An 18,827-nucleotide genomic window follows, 5' to 3' on the forward strand; every position below is an offset into this window, starting at 1 on the left:
CACTCCGTCAGAAGTGCTACCCGCTGCGCGCGGGCGCTTCCCGGCGCCTTTACGGCCGGGAGGGACCGGCGGTATCCGACCGGCCACGGACCCGGGAACACGCCCGCACCGCGCGAGCCGGGCGGCCGACGCCCTCCGTGCCGTCCGGCGCGCGAGGGCGATTGACGGCCGCCGCAGGCGCCTCTACGCTACGGAAGGTAGTGATGGCGTAAGGAAGCTGGTGAGACTCCAGCACGGTCGCGCCACTGTATGCGAGCCGCCTCCGGGTGGTCCGCGAGTCAGATACGGCGCCATCACTCGCTCCACTCGAAAAGCGGGACGCACGATCCCCTGAAGGAGGCTCAACTGTGAGCAGTATGTCCGGCCCTGCCGCCCTTCCCATCCCGGTGGTCATGCCGGCGTCGAAGGCCGTGTTCTGGCTCATCGGCACCGCGCTGATCGCGCTGATGGTCTACTACTTCATCGGCGTCGACCAGGGTGCCTACTCCGTGTTCGGCAAGGACATGCACATCCACGAGTTCGTTCACGACTCGCGGCATTTCCTCGGCTTCCCCTGCCACTGACGAGCGGAAGCAGCGAACAACCAGACATGGAAAAGAGACTCATCCTGCGCGGCGTGATCGCCGGCGCAGTAGCAGGCCTGCTCGCGTTCCTCTTCGCGCGGGTCTTCGCCGAACCGCAGATCGCCGCGGCGATCGACTACGAGAGCGGACGCGACGCCGCGCAGGGGGTGCTGGACAAGGCCGCCGGGCTGCCGATGGACATGGGCGGCCCCGACATCTTCAGCCGGACGATCCAGGCCAACATCGGTATCGGTGTCGGCATGGTCCTCTTCGGTACGGCGATGGGCGCACTGTTCGCGGTGGCCTACGCCGTCTGCCTGGGCCGGACGGGCAAGCTGCGTCCGCGCGTCCTGGCGATGCTGGTGGCGTTGGGCGGGTTCCTCGGCATGTACTTCGTGCCGTTCGTCAAGTACCCCGCCAACCCGCCGTCCATCGGACACCCCGAGACGATCCGTGACCGGGGCAACCTGTACCTGGCCATGGTCCTGTGTTCCATCGTGTTCCTGGTCGCGGCGGTCTGGCTCGGCAAGCGCCTGCAGGCCCGCTTCGGGAACTGGAACGCCACCCTGCTGGCCGTCGGAGCCTACGTGCTGGCCATCGGCGTCGTCATGGCGCTGCTGCCCTCGCTCGGTGAACTGTCCGACAACGTCCAGGAGTACGGTCACCACGCGACCGAGACCCCGCTCCCGCTGACCGACGCCAAGGGGGCCATCGTCTACCCGGGCTTCCCGGCGGACACCCTCTTCAGCTTCCGCTTCTACTCCGTGGCGGCGCAGTTGCTGCTGTGGGCCGTACTGGGCCTGGTCTTCGGGCCGATGGCCGAGCGCCTGCTCGCCCCCGGCGCCAAGGCCGCCAAGGCAGCCAAGGCGACGACCCCGACCACCGGCCCAGAGCCGGTCGGCGCGGTATGACACGGACGGCACCGAGGGCCGCGACGCCGGACAGGGTCGCGGCCCTCGGGCCTTTCTTCGCCTACCGCACCCACGCGGCGCACCGGGCCGACGGGTCATGGCGGCCGATGGCCGAACTCCTGGACGATCCAGCGGTGTTGCGAGACCGGGTGGCCACCGTCCGCGGCCACCTCGCGGCGGCGGGCGGTCAGCCGCCGGAGGCCGTCGAGGAGCGCGTGGCCGCCTCGGTGACCCACCTGGGGCTGGTCGCCCGGCTGGCATCACCGGCGTTCGCCGTCGCCGTCCTCGACGGCGCACTGCTCCGGTACGACCTGCGGGAGGCCAGGTGGCAGCCGACTCCCGGCGGTCTGTTCCCGCTGTCACTGCCGCTCCGGGCACCCGATCCCGTCGCCGATCCGGCAGAACTCGCCGGGCGCCTGGCGGCAGAACTGCTCGACGGTACGGTCCGGGACCTGGCCGAAGCGTTCGCCGGCTTCTCCGTCTCGCCGCACATCCTGTGGGGCAACACCGCGTCGGCGGTCAACGGTGCGGCCACGGCCATCGGCCGGTCCTCCCCGCAACTGGCCGCGCGGGCGCGCGAACTCGCCGCCCGCCTGCTGGAACTGCCGCCCCTGCGCGGAGCCGGCACCTCGGCCGTCGACGGCAGCGGCTTCCGCCGCCGCAGTTGCTGCCTCATCTACCGGGCCGCACCGGATCACGCCGGTGCGCTGTGCGGCGACTGCGCCCTCACCTCCCCCGCGACCGCCCGGCGCTCGTCGAACCCTTCCTGAGCACCTCCCCGGACGGGGCGGGAGCGCCCGGGCACCTCGGCCTCGACGCCGGCAATCCCACAGAGCCGCGCGAGCCACGCGAGTCACGAAAGCCGCGCGCGTCACGAGAGTTGCGCCGCCACGAGCGTCGCGAGTGTCGCGGCAGGAGAGGTTCATGAGTGAGGACCCGCAGGCGCCGGCCGTGGATCGCGCGCCCCGGCGCGCGATCGACGAAGTCGCCCTGTGCCACGCGGTCGAGGGGATCGGCGACCGTGACCGTGTCGCCAGGGCGGCGACCCGGCTCGCACTGCTGGGCGAACCCGGCAGGCTCGCGCTGCTGCTCGCCATCCGCCATGCCGGATCCATCCCCGTCTCCGACCTCGCCCTGGCCGCCGGTCTCAGCGACACCGCCGCCTCCCAGGCACTCCGACTGTTACGGAAAGCCGGCCTGGTCGTCGCGACCAAGGAGGGCCGCGTGGTGCGGTACCGGCTCGGTGACACCGGGCTCGCCGGGATGCTCGACCTCCTCGTGAGCCCGAACGCCTGACGCCCCGGCCGGGTCGAGCCGCATCCGTCCGTGACACCGGTGCCGTCCCGACCCCGGCCCCCGGCCGCCCGCGCGGTGATGGACGGTGGGGGGCTGTGCCGGGACGCCGGACGCGGCCCTCAAGGCCAGTTGCTGATCTTGACGTCGTGCGGCGCCGGGTCGCCCTTGCCGGTCTCGACCAGCTTCTTGGGGCTCAGCAGGAAGGTCGCCCACTTGGTGTTGCAGTGGTACATGAACTCCACCGGCTCCCGCCAGCCCTCGTGCCGGAAGAGGACGATCGTGTACCCCTCCTCCTGCCCGAGCTCGAAGCGGACCCGGGTGCCGATCCACTCCTCGGGACCGCCGGCGACCTCCCAGAGCACGCGCTCGGCGGCCTCGGCCTCCAGCACCTTCATGTCGAACCCGCCGGGCCCGAAGCGGAACCGGATGACCCCGCCGACCTCGCTGTCGCCCTCCGTGTCCTCGGTCCACCAGCCGGCCAGGCCGTCGATCGTGGCCAGGGCGGCGTAGACGGCCTCGGGGGAGGACGTGACTCCGATCCTGTGCAGGATGTCCACCATGTCGATACCTCTCTCCTGTCAGTCCTCTCGGCTGCGCTGGATCGCCTCGGCGATGCGCTTGATGCGCTGAAGCCGGGCGTCCCAGCCGGCTCCGACCGAGGACAGCTGGGCGACCGCGCGGGCGAGTCGGGCCTCGTCGACCTCGTACCGGCGTTCGCGTCCGGCGGGCGCGTCACGGACCAGCCCGACCCGCCCGAGGACACCGAGGTGCTTGGCGACCGCCTGCCGGGTGACCGGCAGCTGCGCGCTGAGCGTGGTCGCCGTCCCACCGTCGCCGCTCAGCAGCAGGTCGAGCATCCGCCGCCGGATGGGGTCGCCCACCGCGGACCAGAGCTCGTCGTCCACGGCCTGGTCCACGGACTTGTTCACGGCCTGGTCCACGGTCTCGTTCAGGGCGATGTTCGCGGGGGTGTTCACGGTGTCGACGCCAGCCGGGCGGCGTAGGCGACTAGCCGGGGCAGGAAGTGGTCCCAGCCGGTGACGTGGTCGCGGTACGCCTCCTCCAGCACGGCCGCCTCCCAGCCCTTCTCCCGGAAGCCCTCCTCGGTGAAGCGCAGCAGCGTGCCCGTGCCCGACGGGACCAGCTCGAAGGTCACCAGGAGCGAGTTGGCCGCCGTGGCCCTCTCGCCCTCGTCGTACACCCAGCGGAAGGAGAACCGCTTCGGCGGTTCGGCCTCCACCACCGTGAGCGGCGCGACCTTGGCGTCCGGGGACGTCCGGGTGCCGAACGTGATGACCCCGGTGGCGCCGGGTACCGGTTCGAGCTCCGCCTCGTCCGGCCACCACTCCCGCAGGTGTTCGGGCCTGCTGACGACCTCGTAGACGACCTCGGGCGCCGCGTCGATGCGGATCTCCCGTGCGATGCTCCCGTACTCCATCCCACTCTCCTCCACTCGCAACCTTTGGTTGCATATAACTCTAGGGCGCTCCGGTGTCATGTGCAACCATCGGTTGCGCTCGGGGGCGGGGGAGCAGCGGGCGCAGGGCAGCGACGCCGACGCGGATCAGGTCCCGGCGGAGCCGAAGGCCGGTCCGGCACCCTGGCCGCAGGCCCGCCCGCGCGGCCTCCTACTATCGTTGCGCACTCTTCGGCGGACGCTGACGCCTGACCGGCCGTGCCCGTCGCCCATGCCACGTACAACACGCCACGTACAACACGGCACAACGACTCCCACCACACGGCGATGGAGTCGTTCATCGAGGAGGAACGTTCATGCACGCCCGGAGAATCGGCGCCGTCGCCGCAACAGCGGTGGCCCTGGTGGCTGCCCGCGACCTCGTCCAGAAGCGGCATGCACTGCTCCGGAACTTCCCGGTGATCGGACACGCCCGGTACCTGCTGGAGACGATCGGGCCGGAGCTGCGGCAGTACATCGTGACCTCCAACGAGGAGGAGCGCCCCTTCAGCCGTGACCAGCGCAGCTGGATCTACGCGTCGGCGAAGGAGGAGAACAACTACTTCGGTTTCGGGACCGAGGTCGACGTCGAGCACGTGCAGGGCCACGCCTACCTGAAGCAGCGCACCTTCGCCGGCCCGCTGCCCGACGCGCACGACCCGCAGGCCCCGCTGCCCTCGGCCAAGGTGCTGGGCGGGCCGCGCGGGCGCGCCAAGGCGTTCCGTCCGGCGAGCGTGGTGAACATCTCGGCGATGAGCTTCGGCTCGCTCTCCGGCGCGGCCATCACGGCGCTCAACAAGGGTGCGGCGCTGGCGGGCACGATGCACAACACGGGCGAGGGCGGTCTCTCGCCCCACCACCGCAACGGCGGCGACCTCGTCCTCCAGATCGGCACCTCGTACTTCGGCTGCCGCAACGAGGACGGCAGCTTCAGCCTCGACAAGCTCAAGGAGGTCGTCGCCGGAGCCCCGGTCAAGGCCATCGAGATCAAGCTCTCCCAGGGCGCCAAGCCGGGGCTGGGCGGGATGCTGCCGGGCGCGAAGGTGACCGCGGAGATCGCGGCGATCCGCGGCATCCCGGTGGGCCAGGACTGTGCCTCTCCGTCGCGGCACACCGCGTTCCACGACGTCGACTCGATGCTCGACTTCGTGGAGCTGCTGGCCACCGAGACCGGTCTGCCGGTCGGGGTCAAGAGCGCGGTGGGCGAGATGGAGTTCTGGCAGGAGCTGGCCACGCTGATGGCGCGGGGCGACCGCGGTGTCGACTTCGTGACCATCGACGGCGGCGAGGGCGGCACCGGGGCAGCGCCGCGGATGTTCGCGGACTCGGTGTCGCTGCCGTTCCGGATGGGCTTCTCCCGGGTCTACGGCACGTTCGCCGAGCTGGGGCTGACCGACGACCTGACCTTCATCGCCTCCGGCAAGCTCGGCCTGCCCGAGAACGCCGTGGTCGCCTTCGCCTTGGGCGCCGACATGATCAACGTGGCCCGCGAGGCGATGATGTCGATCGGCTGCATCCAGGCGCAGAAGTGCCACACCGACAAGTGCCCCACCGGCATAGCCACCCAGAATCCGTGGCTGGCCCGCGGCCTCGACCCGGAGTCGAAGGCCACCCGGGCCGCCGTCTACCTGCGCACTCTGCGCAAGGAGCTGATCAAGGTCTCGTCGGCCGTCGGCGTCGTGCACCCGGCCCTCATCACGGCCGAGGACATCGAGATCCTCAACGGCGACTACGAGGCCCGCACCCTGGCCGGCGTCTACGGCTACAAGGAGGGCTGGGGCCGGCTCGGCCCGCACCTCGCCGACGAGATCACGGCGCTGCTCGCCCCTGCCCCCGCCCCCGTCTACAAGCCGGCCGTCTGACGCACCGCCGGCGGTGAGCGCCACGCCGCCGTACCCGCCCTCGCGCGGGGGCGGCGGCGCGGGCGCGGGCCAGGACGCCGTCCTGGAGTCCTACCGGCGCGGTGCGAGCAAGCCGATGTGCGCGTAAGCCCGGCGGGCGGCTTCGGTGACTCGTTCGTCGGCGCGCAGCTCGCGGTCCGAGTCGCCGATGTACATCGATCCGGTGGTTCGACGCCGCGTCGGTGCACAGGAGTTCCTCCGCCGAGCCGGCGCCGAGGCTTCGTAGTCACCGTGGCCGTGGTGTTAGAAAGGACGCATGGTCGAACAAAACGACCGAATTCGGATCGAAACCGAGCGGTCACCGATCGCGAAGAGTCCCGGTGGGAAGAAGACCCGCAGCGTTGCCGGACAGGTATTCGTGCTGCAGGTCGCGGTCGTGCTGCTGCTCGTCCTCGGCGCCATCTTGGCGCTGGTCCTGGAGTCGCGGCGCGCCAGCGACGCCGAGGCCCGCAACCGGTCGGTGGCGGTCGCGGAGACGTTCGCGCATTCTCCCGGCCTCCTCGCGGCGCTGAAGTCGCCCGATCCGACGGCGATACTCCAGCCGTTGACGGAGGCGACGCGCGGACCGGCCGGAGTCGACTTCATCGTGGTCATGAACACCCACGGAATCCGCTACACGCACCCCCTGCCGGACCGGATCGGCAAGCCGTTCGTCGGAACGATCGGCCCTTCGCTGGCCGGCCGCGTCTACACGGAGAGCGTGTACGGGCCGCTCGGCCACGAGGTCCAGGCGATCGTTCCGGTCAAGGCGCCCGACGGGTCGGTCGTGGGCCTGGTGTCGGCCGGGCTCAAGGTCAAGAACGTCACCACGACCGACAACCGGCAGCTGCCCGTCATCTTCGGCGCCGGCGCCGCCGCACTCGCGGTGGCCACGACCGGGACCGCTCTGGTCGCCAGGCGGCTGAAGCGGCAGACGCGCGGTCTGGGCCCGGCCGAGATGACCAGGATGTACGAGCACCATGACGCCGTCCTGCACGCGGTGCGGGAGGGCGTGGTCATCGTCGGGCAGGACGGGCGGTTGCTCCTGGTGAACGACGAGGCGAGGGAGCTTCTGGGACTGCCGGCCGACGCGGAGGGCCGGCACCTGCGCGAACTGCGGGACCTCGACCCCGGCACCGCGGAACTGCTGCTGTCGGGCCGGGAGGCGACGGACGAGATGCACCGCTGCGGTGGCCGACTGCTCGCGGTGAACCAACGGCCGACCGACCGCCATCGGGGCGCGATGGGAACGGTCGCAACGATCCGTGACTCCACCGAACTCCTCGCACTGTCCGGCCGGGCCGAGGTGGCCGGCAACCGTCTCGCCCTGCTCTACGAGGCCGGCGTGGGCATCGGCACGACGCTCGACGTCGTGCGCACGGCCGAGGAACTGGCGCGGGTCGCCGTCCCCGGTCTCGCGGACTTCGTCACCGTCGACCTCGCCGACCCCGTCCTGCAGGGGGACGAGCCCACCGGCACCGGGATGGACCTGCGCCGTGTCACGGTCAACGGGATCCGCGAGGACCATCCCTTCTACCCGCCCGGCAGACTGATCGCCTTCGTCCCTTCCACTCCTCAGGCCCGGGGGTTCGGCAGTGGCCGGTCCCAGGTCGTGCCCGACCTGTCGGTCGCCCACGGCTGGCAGGTCCAGGACCCGGAGTGGACCAGGCGGATCATCGAGTACGGAGTCCACTCGCTCATCACGGTGCCCTTGGCGGCGCGCGGCATCATCCTCGGCGTCGCCAACTTCTGGCGGTCCCAGAAGCCCGAGCCGTTCGACGACGAGGACCGGTCGCTGGCCGAGGAGCTGGTCACGCGGGCCGCGGTCAGCGTCGACAACGCCCGCCGTTACACCCGTGAGCACGCCATGGCCGTGACCCTGCAGCGCAGCCTGCTGCCGCGTGCCCTCCCGGCACAGAGCGCCCTCGACGTCGCGCACCGCTACCTGCCCGCACAGTCCGGAGTCAGCGGCGACTGGTTCGATGTGATCAGCCTGCCGGGCAGCCGGGTCGCCCTCGTGGTGGGCGATGTCGTCGGTCACGGGCTGCACGCCGCAGCCACCATGGGCCGGCTGCGCACCGCGGTGCACAACTTCTCGGCCCTCGACCTCCCGCCGGACGAGTTGCTCGGCCACCTCGACGAACTCGTGGACCGCATCGACCAGGAGGAGACCGACAGCGGCACCGGGACCGGCGTCACGGGAGCCACCTGCCTGTACGCGATCTACGACCCGGTGTCCCGGCTCTGCACCATCGCGACGGCCGGACACCCCGCACCCGCGCTGCTCAGGCCCGACGGCAGCGTCGACTTCCCGGAGCTTCCGATCGGCCCGCCGCTGGGTGCGGGCGGGATGCCGTTCGAGACGGCGCAGGTTCACCTGGCCGAAGGGACCCAGATCGTGCTCTACACCGACGGACTGGTCGAGGACCGCACCCGGGACTTCGACATCGGCATGGAACTGCTGCGCCAGGCGCTCCTCTCCCACCAGGACCGGCAGCCCGAGGAGAACTGCCAGGCCGTGGTCGACGACCTGCTGCCGGCCCGTCCGCAGGACGATGTGGCGCTGCTGATAGCGAGGACCCGGGTACTCGGTGCGGACCGGGTCGCCGAGCGGGAGGTGCCGTCCGATCCGGCCGCCGTCGCCGACGTACGGGCGTGGGCCGCCGCCACGCTCGACGAGTGGGACCTGGCCGACCTGGCCTTCGGCACGGAACTGGTACTCAGCGAACTGGTCACCAACGCCATCCGCTACGGCTCGCCGCCGGTGCGCTTGCGGCTGCTGCGTGATCGCGGCCTGACCTGCGAGGTGTCCGACGGCAGCAGTACCTCACCACATCTGAAGTACGCGGCGTCGACGGACGAGGGCGGCCGCGGGCTGTTCATGGTGGCCCAGCTCACCCGGCGCTGGGGCACGCGGTACTCCTCGCAGGGCAAGATCATCTGGGCGGAGCAGCCGCTTCCCGCCTCGGCCACCGGCCTGGACGAGAAGGCGAACCCGAACGGGAACGAGAGTCAGAACGGGAAGGAACCCCCGGGGCGCCTCCGGTGACGTCGCACCGATCCGAGGACGCCGCTGCTCGGGGCGGGCGGGCGCGATGATCGTCTGGGTGCTCCCTGCGGGCGCGGCGCTGTCAGCACCGAGGAAACCCCGCTCGCTCCGATACCTGGAAGCCGGGTGGCAAATCTAACCGTTGCCGAGTTCGTCGTAGTAGTCGGTCGAGCCGGTCAGGATGGCCTGGAAGTACAGTGGTTCGCCGTCGGTGTCGAGCGGGACCTCGTGCCCGGCGACGCGGGTGAAACCGAGGGAGAGCCCGGGCACGGTCCAGTAGTTGGGTTCGTCGTGCAGTACGGTCAGGCCCATCGCCTCCAGTTGCTCCAGCAGCTGGAGGGCGGGAGTGCGGAAGACGTCGATGCCGCGGAAGCGGACCGTGATCTCCTCGGGGCCGGGCTGAGGGATCCACACCTCCGCAGCGTCGAGCGTCTTTCCGTCCTTGATGTGGAACACGATTTCGAACTGCGGGTGCAGCGCGAGCACCTTCATGGGACGGAACTTGCTGATGGAGCCCTCGTTGGACACCCGGGTCCGTCCCAGCTCCGCGGCGGCCGACTTGACGGCTTCTGCGGGCATGCCCAGAGGGAATCCGGTGATGCCGTTCGGCGGGTCCAGTTCGATGTCCATGGCTGTCATTTTAGGAGGCAGGTGCGGATCTTCCAGCCGTTGTCCCCAAGGTGCTTCTGGAAGGCCTTGTTGTGGGGCAGGGAGTCGACCATCTCCTTGATGGCGGCGTCGTACTTCGTGCCGTGAATCTTGCGGATCATGCCGATGTCCATCTTCATCGCCACGTCGAACTTGCCCTGCGGGATGAGGCTTCGCTGCTTGGCGCGCCACGCCTTGGACTCTGCGAAGGAGCCGGTACTGATGAAGTTGAACCGCCCCGGGTTCGTTCGAGACTTCAGGTTGCGGCTGTGACCTGCATGTTTGGTTGTTGCTGGTAGTAGTTGGCTTCGTATTCGGCGGGCGGGATGTGGCCGAGTTCACTGAAGAGCCGGGCCTGGTTGAACCACTCGACCCACTCGGCGGTGGCGATCTCGACATCGGCCAGCGTGCGCCAAGGACCGCGGGGCTTGATGACCTCGGTCTTGTAGAGACCGATGATCGATTTCATCAGGGCGTTGTCGAGGGCGTCGCCGACGGTGCCGATGCTCGCCGCGATCTCCTCTTTCGCCAGGTGGGCGGCCAGGCGGAAACTGGTGTATTGCGACCCGGCGTCGCTGTGATGGATCAACTCCCGTGCACGGACTGGGTTTCCCGCCCGATCGCGTCGCCACAGCCCCATCTCCAGGGCCGACAGGATCAGTGGGGTGCGTTTGCTGGTGGCGGCCGCCCAGCCCACGATCCGCCGACTGAAGGTGTCGACGACGAAGGAGACATAGACGGTGCCGGACCAGGACTGCACGTAGGTGAAGTCCGCGACCCAGACCCGGTTCGGGGCGGAGGCGACGAACTGCCGCTTGAGCCGGTCCAGGGCCCGCTGGACGTGCTGGTCCTCGTCCTGGACGGTGGTGACGACCTTCTTGCCGCGCACGGCTCCGGACAGGCCGGCGGCCTTCATCAGCCGCTCGACGGTGCAGCGCGCCACGTCGGTGTGGCCGGCCCGCTTGAGGGCGGCCCACATCTTGCGGACCCCGTAGACGTCGTAGTTCTCGCGGTGGATCCGCCTGATGACGTCGGTCAGCTCCGCGTCGCGCACGGCCCGCGCGGAGGGCTTGCCCTGCTTGTGGGTGTAATAGGTGGACGGGTGGATGCTGCAGTCGTGCCCGGTGAGGGTCCTGCAGATCGGCTCGATTCCGCCGGAGCGGTCCCGGCGCTCGTCGATGAACGCTACGAGCGTGTGTGTGGCCGGTTGAGCTCGGCCGCGAAGAAACTCGCCGCGGCCCTCAGAATCTCGTTGGCCCGCTTGAGCTCGGCGTTCTCCCGTTTCAGGGCCTTCATCGCGGAGGACTCCTCGGTCGTGGTGCCCGACCGCAGGCCGCCGTCGACCTCGGCCTGGCGGACCCACTTGCGCAGCGTCTCCGCGCCCACGTCCAGCTTGGCGCCGATCGAACGGATCGCCTCGAACTCGGTCTTGTACTGATCACGCGTCTCGAGCACCAGGCGTGTGGCCCGGTCCCGGACGTCCTTCGGGTATGGCTTTCGCATAACGGACTCGACCCTTCCAAATGATCGAGCCTCGGTCAAACCCGGAGCGGTTCACGGAAGGCGTCCGTGGCTGTCGGCCGCTACGCCCAGCAGGCGCTGCTCAACGGTGGCGGTCCGATTGGCGTGAAGGAGCAGTGCCAGGCGGAGCGGTCGAAGTTGACAGCCGAACAGAAGATCGCTGTGGACCGGGGTGGCTTCTTCGACGGCTGCATGAACCCGCCGTAGCTGGCGCCCCCGGCGGCCTTACACAGGCGAGGGCGTGCCGAAGGCGGCGCGCTGGCACTGGCCGAGCCAGAACGCTGCGGTTGACGGCGACGCAAGGATGCGGTCGCCCAGTCGCGAGTATGAGCGGTCAGTGCTACTCAACATCTGGGGACATGTAATAGCCTCCGATGTTTTCAACAAACTCTTCTGCGTCATACCATGCGATTGGCGGGTCTGAGTGTGCTGCGGGAAGAATGAATCTATGCGCCTCTAGCTTCTGGTGCTCGTACTCCTGATAAATGTTGTCGAACTTCTCCCGGATGAGGCGGCGCGTTGCATCGAATCGTTCCGGCGGGATCCTGTAATGGAATGATGAGTCCGGCTGGAGGATGAGGAATATCCAGTCGCGTACTCCGTGAGTATATCGAGTGTGATCGTTGGCATAGCATGGCGAGAAAACATTTACAAAATAGTCCTCGCCGTCAAATGAAAAGTGCCATTCAGGGGAGAGTATTTGATCTCGCGAGAGCGTTCGGGGGCCTACGGGGTCATTGGCCATGAGGAACGCTACGAAAGTCTTTACGAGCTTGCAGAGGCTGGGAATGTCATCGCCAAAAGTCCCTACCGGGAAGGCGTACAGGAAGCCGTCCAGGACCTCTTTCTGGGCCACTCGGGTGAATGAAGCCAAGATGGGAAGCGAGGAGCGCAGATTCTCGCGTATCGACTGAGTCGATTCATAGGAGGGGGCTCCCCAAAGGCGAGAATTCTCGGCAAATGGGCATGCAGAACTCTGTTGAATCTTCCTGAAGAGGTCAATGCAGGAAGCAGTCCCGGGGTCGAAGTGGCGTGCAAATCGATGAGAATCCGCCGCCTTCCGTAACTTCTCCCTGAAGGCGGATCGAAATGATTTATTCATGACCGTGAATGCCTCGACTATAGTTGCATGCAATCGAGGTATGCCCTCCTGGAGGCTGGGGAGCTCCAGTGCGTCTAGGGGCAGCCTGTCGAGCTCATAGAAGGTGATTGTTCGGCAAACCTCAGCCGTCTGATTCTTAATTTCTCGTATCAGTTCCGATAGGTCGACATTGCGTCGGGTGCGGAGGTCATCGGCCAGTGCCCCGAGTTCGATTCTGTACTTGGCATCCTTGTAGGCGCGATTTAGATCGACACTGTACTGCCCAGCTAGGCAGATGCTAGTTACAAAGATCTCAATTAGGTGCTTGGCGATATTGTCGCTCTGCGTTTCGCTCGGGTCGGGTGGTACGTCGAGCTCAGTCACATGCTCATAGAGATAGAAGGCGGCGGATGTGGGATGCCAGTATCCGCCGTAATTATCCACCATGTTGCGGACAGCGGTTTGAGCCTCAGAAATAGAGAGTGCCGGCATGTCTATCACCTTGAGGAAAGATGGATTCAAACGACAGGGCTGCAGGTCGCAGGCCTGGATCTTCGGGGCTCCACGTAGCTCGACCCGCACCGCTCCTTCTAGCGTGCGCAGCCAATGCTCTGGCCGCAACCGTGCTGAGCATGGATGGTGGCTGACCATATGAGCCGCGAGGAGGTGGCTGGGGTGCAGTCAAGCGGCCAACCGACTTGGGTGCAGATCCTTTGAAGGGAAAGGCGCGTGCCGAGCTGGCCGTGGCTACGAAGCGTCGGCGTAGGCGAGATGGGTGCCGCAGATGGTGCAGCGGAAGAGCATGGCGCTCGCCCCGTGTCCGAGGTGGGTCAGGAAGTTCTCGAGCTGGGACGCGTTGTGCCATCCACCCATACGCAGGTCGAGTCGGAGCTGGTCGAGTGCCTCGGGGTGGGCCGCCAGTTTGGTGTATCCGACCTCGCCGATGAAGGCGGCCGCGTCGTTGCAGTGGACGAGCCAGTGCGGATCCTGCCATGCGTGGAAGCCGGGGTGCAGCGGGTGACCTGCGCCAGGGTCTCCTCGCTGACGCCGTCGAGGCCGTATGCGTCGGTGAATTCGCCTTCGAATCGTTCAGCGGAGCTGCCGTCAGCGATGCACCAGGGGCAGAATCTCCCGCTGACGTCTTGGGCGGTGTAGAAGGTCGCTGTGTAGATCCACCCCGTGCTGCGGGTTGCAGCGGGCGCAGGTCTCGGCGCTCTCGCGGATGGATTCGTTTGCGACGGGGTCGGGGTGGTAGCGGAAGAAAGGCAGGCTGGTGCTCACTGGTGGGCCTGCCGCTGCAGGGAGAGGTCCGCATCGACGACGGTGGTCTGTGCGTCGGCGGGCATTCCTGTGAACCTCATGGGTCGCAGTCTGTCCGTAAGCGGGCCCGTGATCAAGCGGTGAGGTCGAAGTCCTGCTGGTCGGGGGTGGGGTAGAGGCGCTCGTGCTCGCGGGCGGTGTGGAAGCGCCAGTAGGGGTCGAGGTCGCCGTTGGCGACGGCGGTGCGAAGTCGCAGGACGGCTCCCAGCTGCGGACCGGCAATGCGCCCCGCGCGATGGCCACCTGGCGCAACCTCGCCATCGGAGCCCTCCGGACAGCCGACGCGAAGAACATCGCGGCCAGCCTCCGCCGCAACGCCCGCGACCCCCGCCGCCCCCTTCAGTTCCTCGGGCTCACATGATCACGAACCGGACATCACGCGACTACGCCGAAGCCCTGGGACGGGTGGTGGTCGAGGAAGGCAACACGTTCCGGCTTCGCAGGCTCACCAAGGACGGCGACGACAACGCCGTGATCTACGTGGACCAGGCCGTCATGAACGTTCTCAAGTGGCAGCGGGAACGGCAGCAGGCCGAGATGGAGCGTCTCGGCGCTGAGTGGAACGATCACGCTCTCGTGTTTGCCCGGGACGGCTTCAAGCTGTTCAAGGACGGCCGGCCCGGTGGCCCGCAGGCCCCGGAGAAGGTGTCAGCCCGGTGGCGGACGCTGCGGGCTCGGTCGGGCCTGCCGGAGGACTTCCGCATCCATGACTGGCGTCACAGCAAGGTGACCAACGATCTCGAAGCCGGGGAGAATCCGGTAGAGGTCTCGGCGAACGTCCGGCATCACTCGCCCGGCTACACGATGGCCCGGTACGGGCACAGTCGGAAGGACGGGGCCAGGAAGTTGGCCGCGAGCACGTCGAGCAGGATTGGGCTGTCAGTCCTGCTCTGGAGCAAGATCAATCCTGTTGGTCACGGCGTTTGTCACGCCAGGCCGTAGAAACAGAAAAACCCCACATGAAGTGGGGTCTCTGCTGGTGTCCGAGGACGGACACAAACCATTTCCCCATATGTGTTTTCTCTGGTCAGCGAGCTACGTCTCGATCCGTCCGCGCCTCAGGGCAGGGCGTCCTAGCCTGCCTCCAGTCTGCGGGGCCAGGCTCCGGGGGCCTGGGTCCGGCTCTCGGACTCTGTGCCTTCCGGCCTGACCCGCTGGTGCCGGGATGGGGTGGCTGAACCTCACGATTGGCGGCAACCTGGATGGTGTGAGCCGGGACTGGGACTGGCCGGCTGTCACGGCGAGCGCGGGCGTGGTTACCGCGCTGACGGTGCTGTGGGGTGCGGTGACCGCTGTCCACCGGACCCGTAGGCAGCGCCAGCGGGAGTTCGAGGACTTTACGTTCGCCGGTACTGGCAGCTGCTGGACCGGCTGTCCATCGAGACCTTGCGGGGCACCGACCGGGGTCGCAAGCTCGACGTCGGGGAGCAACAGGCGATCCGCCTAAACTTCCGGCTCAGCGAGGACGAGGCAGACCTGCGGGAGCAGGGTTGGATGTCCGGGGCGACGTGGAGGGACTGGTCCGGGTCGATCCGCGCCCAGATGGGCCGGGAGCCATATCGGCGGCTGTGGGCGCAGGCGATCGAGGACTCCGACTTCAAGCCCGACTACACCTTCCGGCACCTGCGCATCCTGTGCGGGCCAGGCGGGGAGACCTACGGCCCCCGGCAACGGCGGCCCGCCCGCTGCGCATCGCGGGCCAAGGGCGCTGTCCAGAGGGCCCTCGGCGTCATGCCGTGAGGCGACCCAGGCCGCTGTCAGACCGCGGGCATCCGCGAAATCGGCCAGGATCGCGACCGGATGACCGAACTGTGTCCGGCGCCGGGCACCACGCCGCCTGAATCGCCGAGAGTGAGAGCCACGACGGCACCCCGGAGCTGCCGACGGCGCGGGAAGGTCAGGACGGTCCGTCGTCCGGCGCGTACAGGTCCGCCCCGTGGCCATACGAACGGTAGGGAGCCTCGTCAGGGTGGAGACGTAATCGGGCGCGTCGCCACGCGGTGTCGAAGGTGAGCGGGGTGGAGCTGCGGCGCATCAACTGGTGGGCATGCCAACTGGTCCACGGGGACAAGAGCAGGCGAAAGAGAGTCAGCCAGGTCTCGCCACCGCGCATCACCTCGGCGGATCCTGCTCGAGCAAGCCCTGATCCAACGGCAGTCGCTCCGCGAGCTCCTTCCCGTCGTACTCCAAGAACAGCGCACGCAGGGTGCGCAGCAGGTCCTGGTGGTCCTGGGATGTGAGGTTGCTGACGAACGTGTGCAGGAGCTGAGCGACGACGACCCAGGTCGCATCGGGGCGCCACTGCTGAACCTCCCGGACGATCTGGTCAGCGTCCACTCCTGGGGGCAGCTCGCCATGGCGGCTGGTCTGCTCCAGCATCAAGTAGAGCCGTGCCGTTGCCGGGTTGCGCAGGATCTCCTCTTCCATGAACCTGATTCGCGCCGCTGTCTGATGGCGCGCGAGCACTTCGAGCGTCGCTTCACGTCCCAGCTGGGCAGCCCGCTCGGCGCTGGAGCGGGTGTGCTCGTCGACGTGGAGGGATACATGTGCCGACCGGATCTCGATACCCTCGGTGGGCCACGGGAGGCGGCGGCGCAGCTCGTGATTGATGTCCTGCTCAGTGGCGTCGCACCGCAAGACACTACGCTGCGACGCCACACTCTCGGCCACACGCCGCACCGCGCGCCCCGCATCCTCATAGGAGGTTGTCCGGCCGGGCTTGTCCTCCACCCGCCGCCATTCGATGCGGAAGGTGGCAGTGAAGGCGAACGCCGGTTCCTCGCTGTCGAGGGCATCACGGAACTCCCGAACCCAGGAAGCCTGCGCGAATTCGGCTGCGTGTGACGAATCGCGGCGCTTCAGCGGTTTCACACCCCCTCCGGGAAGCGACCTGCTGCCCGGGGGTGGTACAGGGCGACGGCACGGCTCCGGTCGAGGTTGAGAAGGTCGGCCAGCTCGTGGCGCAACCGCACGCGGCCGGGGTCGGCGTCTGCGGCGGGGGAGGGCTGCCACGCGTAGAGCAGGTCGTTCAGCCGGTGGCGGAGCTGGCGTGCGAGTGCGGGGTCGGCCACGTCGAGCGCTCCTCGGAGCACACTGAAGACCAGGGGTTGGAAGTGTGAGTGCTGGTGCGCCGTGTCCATCCAGAGATTGAGCGCGTACACCAGCTCCTCGTCGTCCTCTCCGGATGCCAGTAGCGCGCTCCAGCCGATGGACAGGTCCTTCGGCTTGGCGTGGAACTCGCTGTCCTCAACGCCTGGAACAAGCAGTGCCGGCAGGTCGCTGGCCGTTCCGCCTCCGCCTGGGGGCAGGGCCGCCAAGGCGGCGAAGGCCCGGCGGCCGGAGACGAGGCGGTCCGAGCCGGGCCTGCACCACTGGGTGATCGAGGTGAAGAGTGACTCGCGTGCGGTCGGGTCGGACCAGATGGTGCGCACGGCAGCCCGCAGCGACTTTTGCACTTCAGGGTCGGCCGACCCGGCCGCATAGCCCAGGCGGACCAGTGCCTTTCCGGTGTAGCGGCGACCGAACTCGCCCGCGCAGACGTCGACGGCCAGCTTGCGTAGCGCCGGGTCGTCGTTGCTCTTCGACCAGCGCAGCAGGAGTTCGTGGATGAACCGGCCCATCGTGGGATGGAGCGCAGCGGCGGAGATCAGGTCGGTCGCCGCGTTCCACAGGCCCGTGTCCCGGCGCCATGCGGTGATGATCTGTTCCAGGGGGTCCGGTTTCTTGTGGCGGGTGGCCCAGCGTACGGCGAAGGCACCGACCCGATTGGCCAGGAGCAGCTGGTCGTCGTGTGTGAACGACTCCAGGAATTCGCTGGTCTTGGTCGTCGGGGCTTCGGCCATCCAGGAGAGGAACGTCTTGCGAGCCATGGGGCGGTCGATCCAGAAGTAGCTGAGGACCGCGTCGTCCCACCCCGGTTTTCCGAAGTCGAGGGTGTCATCCGTGTGATCGAGTTCTGCCTTGATCTCGTCGACGAGTTCGACGACGCCTGGAGCCTCTTGGCCCGCGAGCGACACGGGGTTCTTGAAGAGGCTGCACAGCTCGGCCGTCTGGGCGTACACGTGGGCGACACTCGCGTTCCTGAGCAACGCCGCCACCAGCAGGAAGTTCCGCTCGAAGCTCGTTCTGCCCGGCTTCTTGTGCCAGGTCAGCAGCTCCTCGCGCCACGCGGTGCGTGCCTTTACGACGCTCAGCACCTTGGCGTTGAAGGGATCCGATCCAGCATCGGCTTTCTCTGCAGTTGGCTTGGACTGATCGGCCTTGAGGATGAGGGCGACGACCTGCAGGACGTCGGAGGGCTTCTGGCCGTGGAGAAGGCCGGCGATGCGCTCGTCTTCCAGCCAGCGTTGTGCGTCGGTGCCCGGTGCCTCGGCTTTGAGCCATGTAGCGGCGACCTTCATCGGGTCGGGGGCAGCCAGGTTGGGAACGACCCCCGCTGGCGCCTGACCTCTGACCCGCCGCCACTGTTCCGGAGTCGTTAGCACGATCAGACGCGACGAGCGGTTTCTGAGGGCTCGTTGGATGTTGTGGAGCATCGCACCGAAGTCGGCACCGACCGCGAAGTTCTCCTCGTCTGTGGGGAGCTCCAGCAGGTACCCGGCGTTCTCCTCGCGAGGCAGGCGGTGCAGCGGGAATCGCTCGGTGCCGCCGAAACTCAGGGGGCCCACTCGGGCTCCGGTACGCAGGTGCAGATCGGCCAACAGTGCGTGAGCGGTGAAGGTACGCCCCGCACCTGGCTCCCGAGGCAGGACCAGCACCGCTCCCGGTTCCTCGAACGCTTTGTACGCCGTTGGGTAACCGTCGGGCTCGGCGAACACCGCTCGGACGGTCTCCAGGTAGCGTCGGGGAAGCTCCGAGTGCTCCAGCAACTGGCCGAGGACCGCGTTGAGTTTCACCGCGGTCATCTCCCCGAAGTTGAACAGTGCCTCCTGTCGGAGTTCGGCGACCGCGGCCCGTAGGGCCCTCTGCGCCTCCCTCACTGCCGGATCCTCGTCCACGGAATGCTCCGTGGAGACTCGGTCGGAGCCATTCGCACCGGCTTCGGGTCCAGTCTCCCGCACCCGGAACGACTCACTCCACTGCTCGTCACGCAAGTCGGAAGA

20 protein-coding genes, 1 pseudogene and 1 riboswitch are annotated in these 18,827 nt (G+C 68.1%); of the genes and pseudogenes, 10 read left to right on the forward strand and 11 right to left on the reverse strand.

The window, feature by feature from the left end; translation table 11 throughout:
* Positions 1-212: 212 nt before the first annotated feature.
* Positions 213-286, forward strand: a riboswitch (cobalamin riboswitch).
* Positions 287-356: 70 nt separating this feature from the next.
* The 4 genes from ABD330_RS04500 (at position 357) to ABD330_RS04515 (ending at position 2,770) form a co-directional block, all read left to right on the forward strand.
* On the forward strand, positions 357-563 hold the full coding sequence (locus ABD330_RS04500; protein ID WP_344461095.1) for a CbtB domain-containing protein: 207 nt from the start codon (positions 357-359) through the stop codon (positions 561-563).
* Positions 564-589: 26 nt separating this feature from the next.
* Complete coding sequence (locus tag ABD330_RS04505; RefSeq protein ID WP_344460920.1) at positions 590-1,474, forward strand: CbtA family protein; 885 nt, start codon at positions 590-592, stop codon at positions 1,472-1,474.
* Positions 1,471-2,244 (forward strand): (2Fe-2S)-binding protein, encoded by a 774-nt coding sequence (locus tag ABD330_RS04510; RefSeq protein ID WP_344460922.1) that lies wholly within the window; start codon positions 1,471-1,473, stop codon positions 2,242-2,244. The genes ABD330_RS04505 and ABD330_RS04510 overlap by 4 nt, the downstream gene beginning before the upstream one ends.
* 154 nt (positions 2,245-2,398) lie before the next feature.
* Positions 2,399-2,770 (forward strand): ArsR/SmtB family transcription factor, encoded by a 372-nt coding sequence (locus ABD330_RS04515; protein ID WP_344460924.1) that lies wholly within the window; start codon positions 2,399-2,401, stop codon positions 2,768-2,770.
* 119 nt (positions 2,771-2,889) lie between these two features.
* Here ABD330_RS04515 and ABD330_RS04520 read toward each other — a convergent pair whose 3' ends face one another.
* Genes ABD330_RS04520 through ABD330_RS04530 form a run of 3 tightly spaced genes read right to left on the reverse strand, consistent with a single transcriptional unit; the run spans position 2,890 to position 4,208 of the window.
* Positions 2,890-3,330 (reverse strand): SRPBCC family protein, encoded by a 441-nt coding sequence (locus ABD330_RS04520; RefSeq protein WP_344460926.1) that lies wholly within the window; start codon positions 3,328-3,330, stop codon positions 2,890-2,892.
* 18 nt (positions 3,331-3,348) lie between these two features.
* Positions 3,349-3,687: an ArsR/SmtB family transcription factor gene (locus ABD330_RS04525; RefSeq protein WP_344461097.1), complete on the reverse strand. Its 339-nt coding sequence runs from the start codon at positions 3,685-3,687 to the stop codon at positions 3,349-3,351.
* A gap of 56 nt (positions 3,688-3,743) precedes the next feature.
* The gene (locus ABD330_RS04530) at positions 3,744-4,208 is read right to left on the reverse strand and encodes an SRPBCC family protein (protein WP_344460928.1); all 465 of its coding nucleotides are present in this window, start codon (positions 4,206-4,208) and stop codon (positions 3,744-3,746) included.
* A gap of 335 nt (positions 4,209-4,543) precedes the next feature.
* Between ABD330_RS04530 and ABD330_RS04535 the strand changes: the two genes are divergently transcribed.
* Both ABD330_RS04535 and ABD330_RS04540 read left to right on the forward strand, forming a co-directional pair.
* Positions 4,544-6,088, forward strand: coding sequence for an FMN-binding glutamate synthase family protein (locus ABD330_RS04535; protein ID WP_344460930.1), 1,545 nt, complete (start codon positions 4,544-4,546; stop codon positions 6,086-6,088).
* Positions 6,089-6,383: 295 nt separating this feature from the next.
* On the forward strand, positions 6,384-9,155 hold the full coding sequence (locus ABD330_RS04540) for a SpoIIE family protein phosphatase (RefSeq protein ID WP_425555444.1): 2,772 nt from the start codon (positions 6,384-6,386) through the stop codon (positions 9,153-9,155).
* A gap of 135 nt (positions 9,156-9,290) precedes the next feature.
* Here the strand turns inward: ABD330_RS04540 and ABD330_RS04545 are convergent, their stop codons facing one another.
* The 3 genes from ABD330_RS04545 to ABD330_RS04555 all read right to left on the reverse strand — a co-directional run bounded on the left by ABD330_RS04545 (position 9,291) and on the right by ABD330_RS04555 (position 11,306).
* Entirely contained in the window at positions 9,291-9,785 is a 495-nt protein-coding gene (locus ABD330_RS04545) for a hypothetical protein (RefSeq protein ID WP_344460934.1), read from the reverse strand.
* 5 nt (positions 9,786-9,790) lie between these two features.
* On the reverse strand, positions 9,791-9,943 hold the full coding sequence (locus tag ABD330_RS04550) for a hypothetical protein (RefSeq protein ID WP_344460936.1): 153 nt from the start codon (positions 9,941-9,943) through the stop codon (positions 9,791-9,793).
* Positions 9,944-10,059: 116 nt separating this feature from the next.
* A protein-coding gene (locus ABD330_RS04555) for an IS3 family transposase (protein WP_344461099.1) occupies positions 10,060-11,306 on the reverse strand; the annotation gives its coding sequence in 2 pieces (ribosomal slippage) (positions 10,060-11,033 and positions 11,033-11,306; 1,248 coding nt in all).
* 66 nt (positions 11,307-11,372) lie between these two features.
* Here ABD330_RS04555 and ABD330_RS04560 point away from each other — a divergent pair.
* Positions 11,373-11,531 (forward strand): hypothetical protein, encoded by a 159-nt coding sequence (locus ABD330_RS04560; RefSeq protein WP_344460938.1) that lies wholly within the window; start codon positions 11,373-11,375, stop codon positions 11,529-11,531.
* Positions 11,532-11,664: 133 nt separating this feature from the next.
* Here the strand turns inward: ABD330_RS04560 and ABD330_RS04565 are convergent, their stop codons facing one another.
* The 3 genes and pseudogenes from ABD330_RS04565 to ABD330_RS32445 form a co-directional block, all read right to left on the reverse strand.
* Positions 11,665-12,897: a YqcI/YcgG family protein gene (locus ABD330_RS04565; protein ID WP_344460940.1), complete on the reverse strand. Its 1,233-nt coding sequence runs from the start codon at positions 12,895-12,897 to the stop codon at positions 11,665-11,667.
* Between the two features lie 255 nt (positions 12,898-13,152).
* Positions 13,153-13,577: pseudogene (locus ABD330_RS04570) on the reverse strand (CbrC family protein).
* On the reverse strand, positions 13,510-13,686 hold the full coding sequence (locus ABD330_RS32445; protein WP_425555445.1) for a CbrC family protein: 177 nt from the start codon (positions 13,684-13,686) through the stop codon (positions 13,510-13,512). Before ABD330_RS32445 ends, ABD330_RS04570 begins: the two are co-directional and overlap by 68 nt.
* 178 nt (positions 13,687-13,864) lie before the next feature.
* Between ABD330_RS32445 and ABD330_RS04580 the strand changes: the two genes are divergently transcribed.
* The 3 genes from ABD330_RS04580 to ABD330_RS04590 all read left to right on the forward strand — a co-directional run bounded on the left by ABD330_RS04580 (position 13,865) and on the right by ABD330_RS04590 (position 15,465).
* Positions 13,865-14,086, forward strand: coding sequence for a hypothetical protein (locus ABD330_RS04580; RefSeq protein WP_344460942.1), 222 nt, complete (start codon positions 13,865-13,867; stop codon positions 14,084-14,086).
* A complete protein-coding gene (locus ABD330_RS04585; protein WP_344460943.1) occupies positions 14,083-14,667 on the forward strand; it encodes a hypothetical protein in 585 nt (194 codons plus the stop codon). The genes ABD330_RS04580 and ABD330_RS04585 overlap by 4 nt, the downstream gene beginning before the upstream one ends.
* Positions 14,668-15,219: 552 nt before the next feature.
* Positions 15,220-15,465 carry a hypothetical protein gene (locus ABD330_RS04590; RefSeq protein WP_344460945.1) on the forward strand — a complete coding sequence of 82 codons (246 nt, stop codon included), beginning with the start codon at positions 15,220-15,222 and terminating at the stop codon, positions 15,463-15,465.
* A gap of 372 nt (positions 15,466-15,837) precedes the next feature.
* Here ABD330_RS04590 and ABD330_RS04595 read toward each other — a convergent pair whose 3' ends face one another.
* Together ABD330_RS04595 and ABD330_RS04600 are read right to left on the reverse strand one after the other, a co-directional pair.
* A complete protein-coding gene (locus tag ABD330_RS04595; RefSeq protein WP_344460947.1) occupies positions 15,838-16,596 on the reverse strand; it encodes a hypothetical protein in 759 nt (252 codons plus the stop codon).
* Complete coding sequence (locus ABD330_RS04600; RefSeq protein ID WP_344460949.1) at positions 16,593-18,722, reverse strand: hypothetical protein; 2,130 nt, start codon at positions 18,720-18,722, stop codon at positions 16,593-16,595. The genes ABD330_RS04595 and ABD330_RS04600 overlap by 4 nt, the downstream gene beginning before the upstream one ends.
* Positions 18,723-18,827 lie beyond the last annotated feature (105 nt).

Source organism: Kitasatospora kazusensis (assembly GCF_039529945.1).
GTDB classification, from domain to species: Bacteria; Actinomycetota; Actinomycetes; order Streptomycetales; family Streptomycetaceae; genus Kitasatospora; species Kitasatospora kazusensis.